Origin of the sequence: Gordonia sp. Z-3 (assembly GCF_036233855.1) — a bacterium.
GTDB classification, from domain to species: Bacteria; Actinomycetota; Actinomycetes; order Mycobacteriales; family Mycobacteriaceae; genus Gordonia; species Gordonia tangerina.
The window spans coordinates 158,621-173,087 of record NZ_JAZARS010000012.1; the positions used below are offsets into that span (position 1 = coordinate 158,621).

Annotated in this window: 11 protein-coding genes; 9 read left to right on the forward strand and 2 right to left on the reverse strand. The window is 67.0% G+C overall.

Translation table 11 applies throughout. The features are described 5' to 3' along the window. Positions 1 to 8 precede the first annotated feature (8 nt). Positions 9 to 1,601 (reverse strand): fatty-acid--CoA ligase FadD1, encoded by a 1,593-nt coding sequence (fadD1, locus tag VX037_RS15550; RefSeq protein ID WP_235723533.1) that lies wholly within the window; start codon positions 1,599 to 1,601, stop codon positions 9 to 11. 78 nt (positions 1,602 to 1,679) lie between these two features. Beyond that, on the reverse strand, positions 1,680 to 2,171 hold the full coding sequence (locus VX037_RS15555; RefSeq protein WP_235723534.1) for a hypothetical protein: 492 nt from the start codon (positions 2,169 to 2,171) through the stop codon (positions 1,680 to 1,682). A 163-nt stretch (positions 2,172 to 2,334) separates the two neighbouring features. Here VX037_RS15555 and VX037_RS15560 point away from each other — a divergent pair, with 163 nt between their 5' ends. The 9 genes from VX037_RS15560 (at position 2,335) to VX037_RS15600 (ending at position 13,371) form a co-directional block, all read left to right on the forward strand. Beyond that, positions 2,335 to 3,255 carry a hotdog domain-containing protein gene (locus VX037_RS15560; protein WP_235723535.1) on the forward strand — a complete coding sequence of 307 codons (921 nt, stop codon included), beginning with the start codon at positions 2,335 to 2,337 and terminating at the stop codon, positions 3,253 to 3,255. Between the two features lie 99 nt (positions 3,256 to 3,354). Then, positions 3,355 to 4,155 carry a TIGR03084 family metal-binding protein gene (locus VX037_RS15565; RefSeq protein WP_235723536.1) on the forward strand — a complete coding sequence of 267 codons (801 nt, stop codon included), beginning with the start codon at positions 3,355 to 3,357 and terminating at the stop codon, positions 4,153 to 4,155. A 4-nt stretch (positions 4,156 to 4,159) separates the two neighbouring features. Next, a complete protein-coding gene (locus VX037_RS15570; RefSeq protein WP_235723537.1) occupies positions 4,160 to 5,914 on the forward strand; it encodes an acyclic terpene utilization AtuA family protein in 1,755 nt (584 codons plus the stop codon). Beyond that, positions 5,911 to 7,071: an acyl-CoA dehydrogenase family protein gene (locus VX037_RS15575; protein ID WP_235723538.1), complete on the forward strand. Its 1,161-nt coding sequence runs from the start codon at positions 5,911 to 5,913 to the stop codon at positions 7,069 to 7,071. The genes VX037_RS15570 and VX037_RS15575 overlap by 4 nt, the downstream gene beginning before the upstream one ends. Next, entirely contained in the window at positions 7,068 to 8,666 is a 1,599-nt protein-coding gene (locus tag VX037_RS15580) for an acyl-CoA carboxylase subunit beta (RefSeq protein ID WP_235723539.1), read from the forward strand. Before VX037_RS15575 ends, VX037_RS15580 begins: the two co-directional genes overlap by 4 nt. A gap of 7 nt (positions 8,667 to 8,673) precedes the next feature. Beyond that, on the forward strand, positions 8,674 to 10,707 hold the full coding sequence (locus VX037_RS15585; protein ID WP_266061629.1) for an acetyl/propionyl/methylcrotonyl-CoA carboxylase subunit alpha: 2,034 nt from the start codon (positions 8,674 to 8,676) through the stop codon (positions 10,705 to 10,707). Then, positions 10,704 to 11,891, forward strand: a complete 1,188-nt coding sequence (locus VX037_RS15590; RefSeq protein WP_328714845.1) for an acyl-CoA dehydrogenase family protein — start codon at positions 10,704 to 10,706, stop codon at positions 11,889 to 11,891. Before VX037_RS15585 ends, VX037_RS15590 begins: the two co-directional genes overlap by 4 nt. 41 nt (positions 11,892 to 11,932) lie before the next feature. Further along, positions 11,933 to 12,742, forward strand: coding sequence for an enoyl-CoA hydratase family protein (locus VX037_RS15595; RefSeq protein ID WP_328714847.1), 810 nt, complete (start codon positions 11,933 to 11,935; stop codon positions 12,740 to 12,742). Beyond that, entirely contained in the window at positions 12,739 to 13,371 is a 633-nt protein-coding gene (locus VX037_RS15600; protein WP_287015358.1) for a TetR/AcrR family transcriptional regulator, read from the forward strand. Before VX037_RS15595 ends, VX037_RS15600 begins: the two co-directional genes overlap by 4 nt. Positions 13,372 to 14,467: the final 1,096 nt, after the last annotated feature.

The following is a 14,467-nucleotide window of genomic DNA, read 5'->3' on the forward strand; positions in this document are numbered from 1 at the left end:
TCGCACGCTCACACGGCCGCCGAGGTGGTCACCACCCGGTAGTCCCTGGACCGCGCATCCCGCACCCACAACGTTCCGCCGGTCGAGGTCGGTCCGTCCTTCTTGAGCTCCCGCTTGAGGATCTTGTTCGTCGCAGTGGTGGGCAGGTCATCCTCGATACGGACGAACCGCGGCCACGCCTTGGGGGACAGGTCCGGTTGTGCGGCAAGCTGTTCGGCGAACGACTCGGGTGTCAACTTCGCGTCGTCCTGCAACACGACCGCCGCCATCACCGCGTCACCGACATGCTCGTCCGGGACCGCGTACACGGCCACCCGGTTGAGTTCGGGAATGCGCAGCAGATTGCGTTCGATCGGTCCGGCGGCCAGGTTCTCGCCATCGACCCGCATCCAGTCGCCGGTCCGCCCGGCGAGGTAGATCCAGTCGTCGGCGTCCTTGTAGGCGAGGTCGCCGGACCAGTACATCCCGTGACGGATTCGTTCGCTGGTGGCGTCGGCGTCGTTGTAGTAGCCCATGAACATGCCGGCGCCCTCGATGTTGACCAGCTCGCCGATGGCGTCCTCCGCGTTGGTCAGTGCGCCGTTCTCGTCGAACTCGGCACGCGGACACTCGGTGAGCGTGTCCGAGTTGTACACGGCCACATTGGGAAAACCCTTGCCGATGGAACCCTCCGGTGTGCCCGGTTCGCGGGTGATGATGATGGCGAGTTCGGTGGAGCCGAAGCCGTCCCACACCGTGCATGCGAAACGGCGGGAGAACTCGTTGATGTCGCGGTCGGTGGCCTCGTTGCCGAACGCCACGCGCAGAGGGTTGTCGGCGTCGTCGGACCGCTCCTCGGTGGCGAGGATGTAGGCCAGTGGTTTCCCGACGTAGTTCATGTAGGTGGCCCGGTATCGCCGGATGTCGTCGAGGAAGGTCGACGCGGAGAACTTCGCCGGTGCGATCGCCGCCCCGCCACACAGCGCCACGCAGTAGCCGCCCATCAGGGCCGCGGAGTGGAACAGTGGCATCGACAGGTAGCAGACATCCCCTGGTCCCACATCGTACTTGTCGGCCAGGACCGGTCCGGCGAACGGAATCATCATGTGCGCGAACTGAACCGGTTTGGGGTTACCACTGGTTCCGGAGGTGAAGATCAGCATGAACGTGTCCATTGCGGTCGGCTCGCTCAGCGGGACCAGCTCGCCGGCATCGGCCAGCAGCGTGGCCCACTCCGGCGACGATGTGTCGAGCACACGAACCCCGGACAGATTCAGACCGGCGAGCAGCGGGCGATGCTCGGCATCGGTGATGAGGATCTGGCAGTCGGCGCGGACGATGTCGGCCGCCAGACCTTCGCCGCGGCGGGTGTTGTTGAGACCGACGGTGACGTAGCCGCCGAGTGCTCCCGCGGCCAGCGCGATCAGCATGTCCGGTGTGTTGCCGAGTAGGACACCGACATGCGGCGGCCGTGACCGGTCGGTCAGCGTCAAGACCGCGGCTGCGGCACGTTCGGCAGCCGCGATGTACTCCCGCCACGACCATTGCATGTCGTTGTAGGTGATCGCCAGGTTGTCGTCGTCGGTGCGCTCGCGGAGGAGCTGCGTCACGGTCTCGGCCACGTCCTCACTGTAGAACGTGTTCTCATTCCTTGTGAACAGATTCCGAGAAATGTCTACTCGGACGTTCCGCGGAGCCGATCAGCGGATGAACCAGCCGGTGCCGGGGCTGATCGTGAAGGCCTGCTCGGCCCGTCCGATGATGGTGGTGGTGAACGATATCCGGCCGATGCCAGTGGATACGACCGCGCCCGACGAGGGCTTGCCGGCAGCGCAGACCGGGAAGGTGACGTCGTCGGTGCGGTTCGTGTTCACGTTGCGCCAGGTGATGGCCACCCGTGCGGTGGCCAGGCTGTCGGCACATGCCTCGGCGAACGGCCGCAGCGCCAACCGGGTGCGCTCACCGTCGGCTGCCACCGCGGTGAGATCGGCGGCAAAACCTCCCGAGATCCCGTTGTCGTCGACAGTGATGCCGACATTCGGGGCCTGGTCGACACGCAACGGGGTCGGTGCGGCATCGGCAACGCCCGCGCCGACGCTCAGGGTGAGCCCGGCGGCAGCTGCTGCGGCGATCAGGGTGGACTGGCGCGCGGTGGTACCGCGGGAGACGAGTCGGGACGCGATCACGGTCATTGCTTTCCCTTCGAGGTGGGCCCGCATGGTCGCCGGCGTTGCCTCCCAGGGTCGCCGACGCCCACGGCCGCCGGGGCGCGCCCGTGGTGATCTGTTATGCATCCGAGATGCGTGACGCCGACCACTGCGATGCGAGTGCTTGGATTGGTCCATGGTTGCCGACATGAACTGGACAGACCGCGAGCCGCCGACCGATCCGATGAGTGCCTTCGGTATCGGCAACGTGGCCATGGTCGAGGGCGGCCGGGTGGCCGCCGACCAGCAGCTCGGACCGCTGTTCGCCGATCACCGCGGCCGCATCGACCTGGCGGCCCTGGCGGTGCTGTTCGATCACCTGGGGGGCCTGCCGTTCTTCCGGTCCGGCCCCAACGGGTCCCCGTGCGTACAGGCGCGGCTGGCGATGTCGATGCAGGGGCGCGTCGGCGTGGATGACCGGGTCACCGGGACCGCCGAGCTGATGATGCACGACGACGGCTTCGGTTCGACCCGGGTCGATCTGGTCACCTCGACCGGACGGCTGTGCTGTACCGGAACCGCGCGCAACGTGGCGGTGGGGCGATCCTTCGACGCGCATCCCGCCGAGCCCCGCGGCGCCGAACCCACACCCAGCGGTGCCTACACCCATGGCGTCGAACTGCCGCCGGCCATCGAGCCGTCCCTGACCGGGCGGGAGATCGTCGAGCAGATCGCGAACGGGATACGCCCGGCCGGGCCGATCGCCGACCTTCTCAACGGTCGGGTCGAACTCGTCGACTACGACCGCGCCGCCGGTGTGCGTTTCCTGATCACCACCGAGCCCTGGATGGGCAACATCTTCGGCACCATGCATGGGGGAGTGATCGCTGCGATCGCGGCGCAGGCATGCTCGTTCGCCGGTCAGGCCAACGCCGCCGCCGGCGCGGACTACCAGCTCGGCGACCTCGCCATCGGGTTCCTCAGGTCGCCGGCAGTGCACGGCGGCGAGCTCGCCGTCGACGTGCGGCCGGTGAAGGCGGGTCGTCGGATCGCGTCCTTCGAGGCGATCATGCGGTCGGCCGACAGCACGGTGCTGAGCACCGCGGCCGCTGACGTCATCTATCGCTGAGTTCTGCGGGCCGGGTTTCGACGCCGGACGTGCGATGGCGGCGGTAAAAAACAATCAAGCATGATTGCTTTTTCTGACGGCATGTGTGACGCTGGTCGCATGTCGTTGGTGGACACTCTCGTCGCCGATCTGAGCGATGAATCCCGAGAACTCGATGACCTGGTGGCCGACCTTGACGATGCCACCTGGTCCCGGCCGACTCCGGCTCCCGGATGGACGATTGCACATCAGATCGCCCACCTGAGCTGGACCGACGGGATGGCGTTGCTCGCCGCTACCGACCCCGACGGGTTCGCGGTCGCGCTCACCGAGGCGGCGCCGAACGCGGAGCGTTACGTCGACGAGGCCGCCGAGCGTGGTGCGGCCGCAGCCCCCGCGCGAATCCTCCACGACTGGCGGACCGCGCGTAGCGCGCTCGCGGATGCCCTGCGCGCTGTGCCCGACGGTGTGAAGATCCCGTGGTTCGGACCGCCGATGTCGGCGGCGTCGATGGCCACCGCGCGACTGATGGAGACCTGGGCGCACGGGCTCGACGTCGCCGACGCGCTGGGGGTGGCGCGGACCCCCACCGACCGCATCAAGGGTGTCGTGCACATCGGGGTCCGTACCCGCGACTTCGCCTACACGGTCAACGGGCTGACCCCGCCGGAGGCTGCGTTCCGCTACGAGCTCACCGCGCCATCGGGGCAGTTGTGGACGTGGGGACCCGAGGACGCCCCCGACATCGTGCGGGGTCCGGCCGTCGATTTCTGCGGCGTGGTCACCCAGCGGCGTGCAGCGGCCGACTCGGATCTGACCGTCGACGGCGACGAGGCGCGCCGATGGGTTCGGATCGCCCAGGCCTTCGCCGGGCCGCCCGGAGCGGGCCGCGAACCCGCCGGCACCGCGACGAAGGACTGACGAGATGGCCTCCACCGCACCGCGCAGTATTCGCATCGGCAACGCGTCGGGCTTCTACGGCGACCGCTTCGCCGCTGTCCGCGAGATGCTCGACGGCGGCGAGCTGGACTACCTGACCGGCGACTACCTCGCCGAACTGACCATGCTCATCCTCGGCCGCGACCGGATGAAGGACCCGAAAGCCGGTTACGCCAAGACCTTTCTGCGTCAGATGGAAGACTGTCTCGGTTTGGCCGTCGACAAGGGCGTCCGGATCGTCGTCAACGCCGGCGGACTCAACCCGCACGGGTTGACCGTGGCGTTGCGCGAACTCGCCGACAGCGTGGGCATCGATGCGGGGATCGCGTTCGTCGACGGTGACGACCTCACCGAGCGTGCTGCCGAGCTCGGCCTCGGCACGCCGCTGACCGCCAACGCCTACCTGGGCGCGTTCGGCATCAAGATGGCTCTCGACGCCGGTGCCGACGTGGTGGTGACCGGCCGGGTCACCGACGCCTCGTTGACCGTGGGGCCGGCCGCCAGTGAATTCGGTTGGGAACCAGATGACCTGGATGCACTGGCCGGTGCGGTGGTGGCCGGCCATGTGATCGAGTGCGGTGCGCAGGCGACGGGCGGCAACTACTCGTTCTTCACCGAGTTGCCGCGGATGGGGCATCTCGGATTCCCCATCGCCGAGATCGCCGCGGACGGCTCGTCGGTGATCACCAAACACCCCGACACCGGCGGTGCGGTCACCGTCGGAACGGTCACCGCGCAACTGCTTTACGAGGTCACCGGACCGCGCTACCTGGGGCCCGACGTGACCACCCGACTCGACAGCATCACGCTGACGCAGGCCGGCGAGGATCGGGTGTCGATCAGCGGTGTGCGCGGCGAGGCGCCACCGGCGACCACGAAGGTGTCGCTCAACCATCTGGCCGGTGTGCGCAACGAAATCACCCTCATCCTGACCGGCCTCGACATCGAGGCCAAGGCCGAACTGTTCATGGCGCAGTTCGCCGATGCGCTGCCGACGCAGCCGGCCGAGATGGCGTGGGAACTGTCCCGGCTCGACCGGCCCGACGCCACCACCGAGGAGCAGGCGAGTGCGCTGTTGCGTTGTGTGGTCCGCGATCCCGATGCGAAGAAAGTCGGCCGGGCGTTCTCGGCGACCGCCGTGGAGTTGGCCCTGGCGAGCTATCCCGGCTTCACCATGACCGGTCCGCCGGGTAACGGCTCGCCGTACGGGGTGTTCGAACCCGGGTACGTCGACGCCGCCGAGGTGGAGCATCGGGTGGCCCTGCCCAATGGGGTGGTGGAGCGGATCGATCCGAGCTCGCTGCGCACCGAGGTGCCCGCCGACCCCGACGAGCCGTCGCCATCCGGTGCCCACGACTGGGGACCGACATCGTCGATACCGTTGGGCACGGTGGCGGGCGCGCGTAGCGGCGACAAGGGCGGCAGCGCGAACATCGGTGTGTGGGTGCGTGATCCGGCGCACTTCGAGTGGCTCGACCACACCCTCGACGTTGCGCTGCTCAAAGAGTTGCTGCCCGAGGTCGCCGACCTCGTCGTGCACCGGTACCGGCTGCCCAATCTCCATGCGGTCAACTTCGTGATCGAAGGGGTCCTCGGACGCGGCGTCGCCGAGAACGTGCGCTTCGATCCGCAGGCCAAGGGGATGGGGGAGTGGCTGCGGTCGCGTCCGGTACCGATCCCCGTCGCCTTCACCGCGGCACCAACTGACAGCGCATCCCCCGACAGCGAGGAGAACAGGTGACCATCACCAGTCCGGTCTGGGACAGCCCGGAGCGCGCCGAACTCCGTTCGACCGTCCGCGGATTCGTCGAACGGCACGTTCGGCCGCATCAGGACGACTGGGAGCGTGACGGGCTGTTGCCGCGTGACCTGCATCGTGAGGCCGCGAAGCTCGGCCTGTTCGGACTTGGCATCGACGAGGAGGTGGGAGGCTCCGGCGGTGACCTGGTCGATGCCTCGGTGCTGGGTGAGGAGTTCCACTACGCCGGGGCGGCGGCTGGCGTGTTCGCTTCGCTTTTCACACACGGCATCGCTCTGCCCCACTTGATCGCCGCCGGTGATCCCGACCAGATCGATCGCTGGGTGCGACCCACGTTGGCCGGGGAGAAGATCGGCAGCCTCGCCATCACCGAACCCGATGGCGGCAGCGACGTGGGCCATTTGCGGACCACCGCGGTGCGCGATGGCGACCACTTCGTGGTGAACGGCGCCAAGACCTACATCACCTCGGCGGTGCGCGCTGACTTCGTGACCACCGCCGTGCGGACCGGCGGGCCGGGGGCGTCCGGCGTGTCGCTGCTGGTGCTCGAGAAGGACACGCCGGGGTTCACCGTCACCCGCCGACTGGACAAGATGGGCTGGCGCAGCTCCGACACCGCGGAACTGGCCTTCGTCGATGCGCGGGTCCCGGTGTCGAATCTGGTGGGTCCGGAGAACTCCGGATTCGCGCAGATCGCCGCCGGGTTCGTCGCGGAGCGGGCGGGTCTTGCGGTGCAGGCCTACGCCAGCGCGCAACGGTGCCTGGACCTCACTCTGGACTGGGCCCGGGACCGGCAGACGTTCGGTAAACCACTCATCGCCCGGCAATCGGTGCAGGACACCGTCACCGAGATGGCGCGCCGCATCGACGTGGCCCGGACCTACACCCGGGCCGTGGTGGAGCGCAAGGTCGCCTCTGGCGACGATCTCATCGCCGAGGTCTGCTTCGCCAAGAACACCGCGGTGCAAACCGGTGAATGGGTGGCCAACAAGGCGGTGCAGTTGTTCGGGGGACTGGGTTACATGACCGGCACCGAGGTCGAACGGCAATACCGGGACATGCGCATCCTCGGCATCGGCGGCGGCACCACGGAGATCCTCACCGGCCTCGCCGCAAAACGATTGGGGTATCAGCAGTGACCACACTTCGATCCACCATTGATCCCGCTGCCGAGGACTTCCGCTCCGCCGAGCAGTCGATGAACCAGAAGCTGACCGAACTGCAGGCGGAGTTCGACAAGGCTCTCGCCGGCGGAGGTGGGAAGTACGTCGAGCGGCACCGCAAGCGCGGCAAGATGATTCCGCGTGAGCGGATCGAGCTGCTGATCGACGAGGATTCCGCTTTCCTCGAACTGTGCCCGCTGGCCGGATATGGTTCCGACTTCCAGGTCGGCGCCTCGGTCGTCACCGGCATCGGCGTCGTCGAAGGTGTCGAATGCATGATCGTCGCCAACGACCCCACCGTGCGTGGCGGCACGTCCAACCCGTGGACACTGCGCAAGATTCTGCGCTGCAACGACATCGCGCTGGCCAACCGACTGCCGGTGATCTCGCTGGTCGAATCCGGCGGGGCGGACCTGCCCACGCAGAAAGAGGTGTTCATCCCGGGTGGTCGGATGTTCCGAGACCTCACCCGGCTGTCCGCAGCGGGTATCCCCACCATCGCGCTGGTCTTCGGCAACTCGACCGCCGGTGGTGCATACGTTCCGGGGATGAGCGATCACGTGGTGATGATCGAGAATGCGTCCAAGGTGTTCCTCGGTGGTCCACCGCTGGTCAAGATGGCCACCGGTGAGGACAGCGACGACGAATCCCTCGGCGGCGCACAGATGCACGCGCGTCAGTCCGGGCTCGCCGACCATTACGCGGCCGACGAACAGGACGCGATCCGCATCGGCCGTCGCATTGTGTCCCGGTTGAACTGGCGCAAGCAGGGACCCGGACCGGTGGCCGAGGTCGTCGAGCCGCACCACGACCCGTCCGAACTACTCGGCATCGTGCCGGCGGACCTGAAGATCCCGTTCAACCCGCGCGACGTGATCGCCCGCATCGTCGACGACAGCGACTTCGACGAGTTCAAACCCGAATACGGTAGCTCGCTGTGCACGGGGTGGGCCCGCCTGCACGGGTACCCGATCGGCATCCTCGCCAACGCGCAGGGCGTGCTGTTCAGTCAAGAGGCGCAGAAGGCCACCCAGTTCATCCAGCACGCCAACCGCAGCAACACGCCGCTGTTGTTCCTGCACAACACCACCGGCTACATGGTCGGCAAGGAGTACGAGCAGGGCGGCATCATCAAACACGGTTCGATGATGATCAATGCCGTCTCCAACTCGACGGTGCCGCACATCTCGGTGCTGATGGGCGCCAGCTACGGTGCGGGGCATTACGGCATGTGCGGTCGCGCCTACGATCCGCGTTTCCTGTTCGCCTGGCCCAGTGCCAAATCCGCGGTGATGGGGGCAGCGCAGCTAGCGGGTGTGATCTCGATCGTGTCGCGGGCGGCGACCGAGGCGCGCGGCGGAACAGTCGACGAGGCTGCCGATGCCGGGATGCGGCAGATGATCGAAGCCCAGATCGAGGCGGAATCGGTGCCTGCGTTCTTGTCCGGGATGCTCTACGACGACGGGGTGATCGACCCGCGCGACACCCGGACGGTGCTGGGGTTGTGTCTGTCGGCGATCCACAGTGCCCCGGTGGAGGGCACATCCAACTTCGGCGTCTTCCGGATGTGAGGAAAACATGACAGATTCCGCACCACAGATCACGTCGGTCCTGGTGGCCAATCGTGGCGAGATCGCCTGCCGCGTGTTCACCACTGCACGGGCGATGGGGATGCGCACCGTCGCGGTGTTCTCCGACCCGGACGAACATGCGCCGCACACACGGCTGGCCGACGCGGCCGTTCGGCTACCGGGGACGACGTCGGCCCAGACGTATCTGCAGGGTGAGGCGATCATCGCCGCGGCCCGCTCAGCCGGCGCCGACGCTATCCACCCCGGATACGGCTTTCTCTCGGAGAACACCGAATTCGCGCAGAAGGTGATCGATGCCGGACTGACGTGGGTCGGCCCGTCGCCCGCCGCGATCTCGGCGATGGGTTCCAAGGTCAACGCCAAGAAGTTGATGGTCGACGCCGGGGTGCCCGTGCTCGGCGACCTCGACCCCGCCGCAGTGAGCGCCGACGATTTGCCGCTGTTGATCAAGGCGTCGGCCGGCGGCGGTGGTCGTGGCATGCGGATCGTGCGGACGCTCGACGAACTCGCGGATGCGGTCGCGGCCGCCGCGCGGGAAGCAGAGTCCGCGTTCGGTGACCCGACCGTGTTCTGCGAACCTTACATCGAGCGCGGTCACCACATCGAGGTCCAGATCCTGGCCGACACACATGGTGCCGTGTGGGCGGTCGGCGAGCGTGAGTGTTCCATCCAGCGCCGCCACCAGAAGGTGGTGGAGGAAGCCCCGGCACCGTTGGTGGAGCGGATCGGTGGTGACCTGCGCGCCCGACTGTTCGACGCCGCGCGGTCGGCGGCGTCGGCCATCGACTACACGGGTGCCGGTACGGTCGAGTTCCTCGCCGACGAGTCGGGCCGGTTCTTCTTTCTGGAGACCAACACCCGGCTACAGGTGGAGCATCCGGTGACCGAGCTGACCACCGGAACCGACCTGGTGGAGTGGCAGTTACGGGTTGCGATGGGGGAGCGTCTCGACGGTGCGGAACCGGTCGCGACCGGCCACGCGATCGAGGTGCGGCTGTATGCCGAGGATCCGGCCGCGGACTGGCAACCACAGTCGGGCACCGTGCACGCCATCCGGATCGACGCGGACACCGAGTTCGGCCCGTTGAGCCGCCCGGGCATTCGGGTCGATGCGGGCATCGTCGACGGCAGTGAGGTCTCCACGTTCTACGACCCCATGCTCGCCAAGGTGATCGCTTGGGCACCGAATCGTCGGCGTGCGGCAGCGATGCTGGCGCGCGCACTGGCCGACGCCACCATTCACGGACCGATCACCAATCGGGACATGCTCGTCAACACCCTGCGCTCCGAGCAGTTCCTCGCCGGTGACACCGACACGGGATTCATCGACGAGATCGGACTCGACGTGTTGTCGGCGTTGCCGGCCTCCGAAGGCGACATCTGTGTCGCCGCGACCGTCGCGGCTCTGGCGGATTCGGCGGCGGCGCGCCGCGATGCCGTGGTGCAGCGTGGATTGCCCTCCGGCTGGCGCAATCTCGCGTCGGGGCCGCGGGTGCGACGGTTCACCGATGTGCGCAGTGGCGGCGAGATCGACGTGCGGTATCGACACGGGCGTACCGGCGTGACACTGCCAGACCTGCCCGACACGACGGTGATCGCGGTGGCTCCCGGGTCGGTGACGTTGGAGGTCGACGGGGTGCGCCGGGAGTGGACGGTGTCGGGCTACGACGATCTGCTCTTTGTCGACCGGCCCGGAATGTCGGTGACGTTGCGGCGGGTTCCTCGGTTCGTCGATCCGTCCGCGATCGCGCGGCCCGGTTCGCTGCTGGCGCCTATGCCGGGCGCGGTGATCCGGGTGGCCGTCGCGGAGGGTGATCGGGTGAGCGCGGGACAGCCGCTGTTGTGGCTGGAGGCGATGAAGATGGAACACACCATCGCGGCGCCCGCCGACGGGGTGGTCACCTCGCTGTCGGTGGAGCCGGGCAGGCAGCTGTCGGTGGGTGACGTGCTCGCGGTGATCACCGACGACGAGAACGACCGGACAGACGTAGCAGCAGAACAGAAGGAGAAGGTCGGATGACCGAGACGCTCAACGACACCGCGCCCAACCCGTTCGTGGAGACCCCGGAACGCGCTGCGTTGCGCGCGTCGGTGGCGGCGTTCGCCGCGAAGTACGGCCAAGAGTACTTCCGGGAGTGCGCGCGGGAAGGTCGTAAGACCGACGAAATGTGGCTGGAAGCAGGAAAACTCGGCTTCATCGGCGTGAATCTTCCCGAGGAGTACGGCGGTGGGGGCGCCGGCATGTACGAGCTGTCCATCGTGATGGAGGAGATCGCGGCTGCCGGTGCCGGACTGCTGATGCTGGTGGTGTCGCCGGCCATTTGCGGCAACATCATCGCGCGTTTCGGCACCGACGAGCAGAAGGACCGGTGGATTCCGGGACTGGCCGACGGCACCATCACCATGGCGTTCGGCATCACCGAACCCGATGCCGGGTCGAACTCGCATCAGATCACCACAACCGCTCGGCGCGACGGCGACGAGTGGTTGCTGACCGGACGCAAGGTCTACATCTCCGGTGTCGATCAGGCCGATGCGGTGCTGATCGTGGCGCGCACCGAGGACGCGAAGACCGGCAAGCTCAAGCCGGCGTTGTTCATCGTGCCGACTGATGCGCCGAACTTCGAGTACACGATGATCGACATGGAACTGCAGAACCCGGAGAAGCAGTTCCAGCTCTTCCTCGACGACGTACGGCTGCCGGCCGACGCGCTGGTCGGGTCGGAGGACGCTGCGTTGAGCCAGTTGTTCGCCGGTCTGAACCCGGAACGCATCATGGCCGCGGCCTCCGCGGTGGGGATGGGGCGCTTCGCGCTCAACAAGGCAGTCGCCTACGTCAATGATCGCACCGTCTGGAAGACGCCAATCGGTGCGCACCAGGCGATCGCCCATCCGCTGGCGGAAGGCAAGGTGCAGATCGAGATGGCCAAGCTGATGATGCAGAAGGCCGCGACCCTGTACGACGCGGCTGACGACTGGGGGGCAGCCGAACCCGCGAACATGGCCAAGTACGCGGCGGCCGAGGCGTGCGTGAAGATCGTCGACCATGCCGTGCATTCGATGGGCGGTAACGGACTGACCACCGAGTACGGTCTGGCGCCGCTGTTGAGTCTCGCCCGGATCGCTCGCATCGCTCCGGTGAGTCGTGAGATGATCCTCAACTTCGTCGCCCAGACGAGCCTCGGGTTGCCGAAGTCGTACTGAGCGCGACGGCACGGTGCGTAATGGCAGAACAGGAAGCTGACATGATCGACGGAACCCCAGAGGTCGTCCATACGAGGATCGTCGAGGGGATTGCGACGCTCGAGCTGGATTCGCCGGCGAACCGCAACGCGCTCGGCGCGGTGCTCGTCGACCAGTTGTCGACTGCGTTGCAGTTGGCTGCCGACGATCCGGGCGTGCGGGCCGTGGTTCTCACCCACACCGGTGGAACATTCTGTGCCGGCGCCGATCTCAGCGCGGCGCTGAAGTCCGGTATGTCGGTGGAGGACGCGTCGGCACACGGTACTCGATCGATGATCGATTTGATGCGTGCGATCCTGACAATGCCGAAACCGGTCATCGCCCGTATCGACGGTCATGTGCGGGCCGGGGGACTCGGTCTGATCGGCGCCGCCGACATGGTGCTGGCCGGACCGTCGTGCACCTTCGCGCTCACCGAGGCGCGGCTCGGGTTGGCGCCGTCGGTGATCTCGCTGGTTCTGCTGCCGAAGCTCACCGCGCGCGCCGCCGGGCGGTTCTTTCTGTCCGGTGAGACCTTCGGGCCCGAGGAGTCGGTCCGTATCGGGCTGGTGACCGAAGCCTTCGCCACCATCGACGACCTCGGGTCCGGCATGGACGCGGTGCTCGCGAACCTCCGGCGATCATCCCCGCAGGGGCTCGCGGCGTCGAAGGCGCTGACGACCGCAGAGGTGCTGGCGCGGTTCGAGAACGAAGCCGATGCGAGGGCCGTGGAGTCGGCGGAGCTCTTCGGATCCGAGGAGGCTCGGGCTGGGATGACCGCATTCCTGTCCAAACGACGCCCGCCGTGGGACCTCACCGCGGATCAGCGATGACGACGAGCGGTACCCGCGCGCCGGTGCCGCGCGAACCCCGACAGGAGCGGTCGCGACTGACCCGTGAACGGCTGGTGCAGTCGACGATGGACGCTCTCGCCCATGACGGGTGGGCGGCGGCCACGGTTGCGGCGGTCGCCGAGCGCGCTGGGGTGTCGCGCGGTGCGGCGCAGCATCATTTCCCCACTCGCGAGGCGCTGATCACTGCGGTCCTGGAGCAGGTATTCGAGGAGATGACCTCGACCGCTTCCGGGGTTCTCGCATCCCTGCCCGACGACGAGGAGGACCGCGTGGCCGCCGCGGTCGACCGAGCAGTCGCCATCTATACGGGAACCGAATTCAAAGCGGCGCTGCAGGTGTGGGCGGCCGCCGCTTCCGATCCTGCGTTGCGTCAGCTCATCCTGCCGATGGAGGCGAAGTTCGCCCGCGCCGCTCACCAGATGACTGTTGCGGCCATCGATCCCGACGACCGCTACCCCGATTCACATCGAATTGCGCAGGTCACCCTCGACCTCGCCCGCGGTCTCGGCCTGGCCGACACCTTGTCCGACGATTCGCGCCGTCGCGCCCAGGTGGTCGCGACATGGACCGAAATGGTCACAGCGGTGATTCAGGTGCGGTCCCGCTGAGGGTTTGAAGCGTCCCCTGCTCGCTGAGGGCGACCGAGCTTGCGAGGCCGTCCCCCGGGTCCCCCGCGTCCCTGTGCCCTGAAGAGCATCCGAGCTTGCGAGGCCGCGTTACGAAGGGTCTACCCACGCAACGACACTCACGCACGAAATGTTGTCGGACCCCGCCGCTATCCTGAACTCAACACCTCGCCGATCAAGTCCATCCAGACCCCTCCCGCAGCGCACCAAAGCTGTCAGACCCGGCCGCTAGTCTGATATCAGTCCGGCTCCCCGCCAACGTTTCCCGCCGCAGAGGGGAAATCCATAGCTCACCCACGATCCCTGAGGTGCATCCGAGCTTGCGAGGCCGCGTTACGAAGGGTCCACCCACGCAACGACACTCACGCACCAAAAGTTGTCGGACCCCGCCGATATCCTGAACCCAACAGCTCACCGAGCAAGTCCATCCACAGCCCACCCCGCAACGCCGCAAAGTTGTCAGACCCACCCGATAGTCTGATGGCAGTTACGATTCCCCACTAACGCTTCCCGGCCACTAGAGAATCGGAGAGGAAGCCCCGGCCACAAATCACGAAGAGCGCAGCGACGAACAAGCGAAGCCCCCTGACCACTGAGGAGCGTCCGAGCATGCGAGGCCGCGTCACGAAGGGTCCACCCACGCAAGCATACTCACGCACACGAAGTTGTCGGACCCCACCGCTATCCTGAACCCAACACCTCGCCGATCGAGTCCATCCACATCCCACCCGCAGCACCCCGAAGTTGTCGGACCCTCCCGATAATCTGATACCAGTCCGACTCCACGCTAACGACTCCCACCCATCAGAGAACCGAGAAAGACGCCGCACCCTTGATCGCTGAGTAGCGTCCGAGCTTGCGAGGCCGCGCCACGAAGGGTCCACCCACGCAACCACACTCACGCACGAAGTTGTCACACCCCACCGCTATCCTGAACCCAACACCTCGCCGAACAAGTCCATCCACAGCCCACTTGCAGCGCACCAAAGTTGTCAGACCCGCCCGATAGTCTGATAGCAGTTCGATTCCCCACCAACCCATCCCGACCTCAGAGACCGTCTTCGCCGGAAAGGAGCGT

Bases quoted from the DNA above. Each gene is read 5' to 3' on its own strand.
- VX037_RS15560 (WP_235723535.1), top strand. From the start codon at position 2,335: ATGAACTGGACAGACCGCGAGCCGCCGACCGATCCGATGAGTGCCTTC.
- VX037_RS15555 (WP_235723534.1), bottom strand. From the start codon at position 2,171: ATGACCGTGATCGCGTCCCGACTCGTCTCCCGCGGTACCACCGCGCGC.
- VX037_RS15600 (WP_287015358.1), top strand. From the start codon at position 12,739: ATGACGACGAGCGGTACCCGCGCGCCGGTGCCGCGCGAACCCCGACAG.
- VX037_RS15565 (WP_235723536.1), top strand. From the start codon at position 3,355: ATGTCGTTGGTGGACACTCTCGTCGCCGATCTGAGCGATGAATCCCGA.
- VX037_RS15590 (WP_328714845.1), top strand. From the start codon at position 10,704: ATGACCGAGACGCTCAACGACACCGCGCCCAACCCGTTCGTGGAGACC.
- VX037_RS15585 (WP_266061629.1), top strand. From the start codon at position 8,674: ATGACAGATTCCGCACCACAGATCACGTCGGTCCTGGTGGCCAATCGT.
- VX037_RS15570 (WP_235723537.1), top strand. From the start codon at position 4,160: ATGGCCTCCACCGCACCGCGCAGTATTCGCATCGGCAACGCGTCGGGC.
- VX037_RS15595 (WP_328714847.1), top strand. From the start codon at position 11,933: ATGATCGACGGAACCCCAGAGGTCGTCCATACGAGGATCGTCGAGGGG.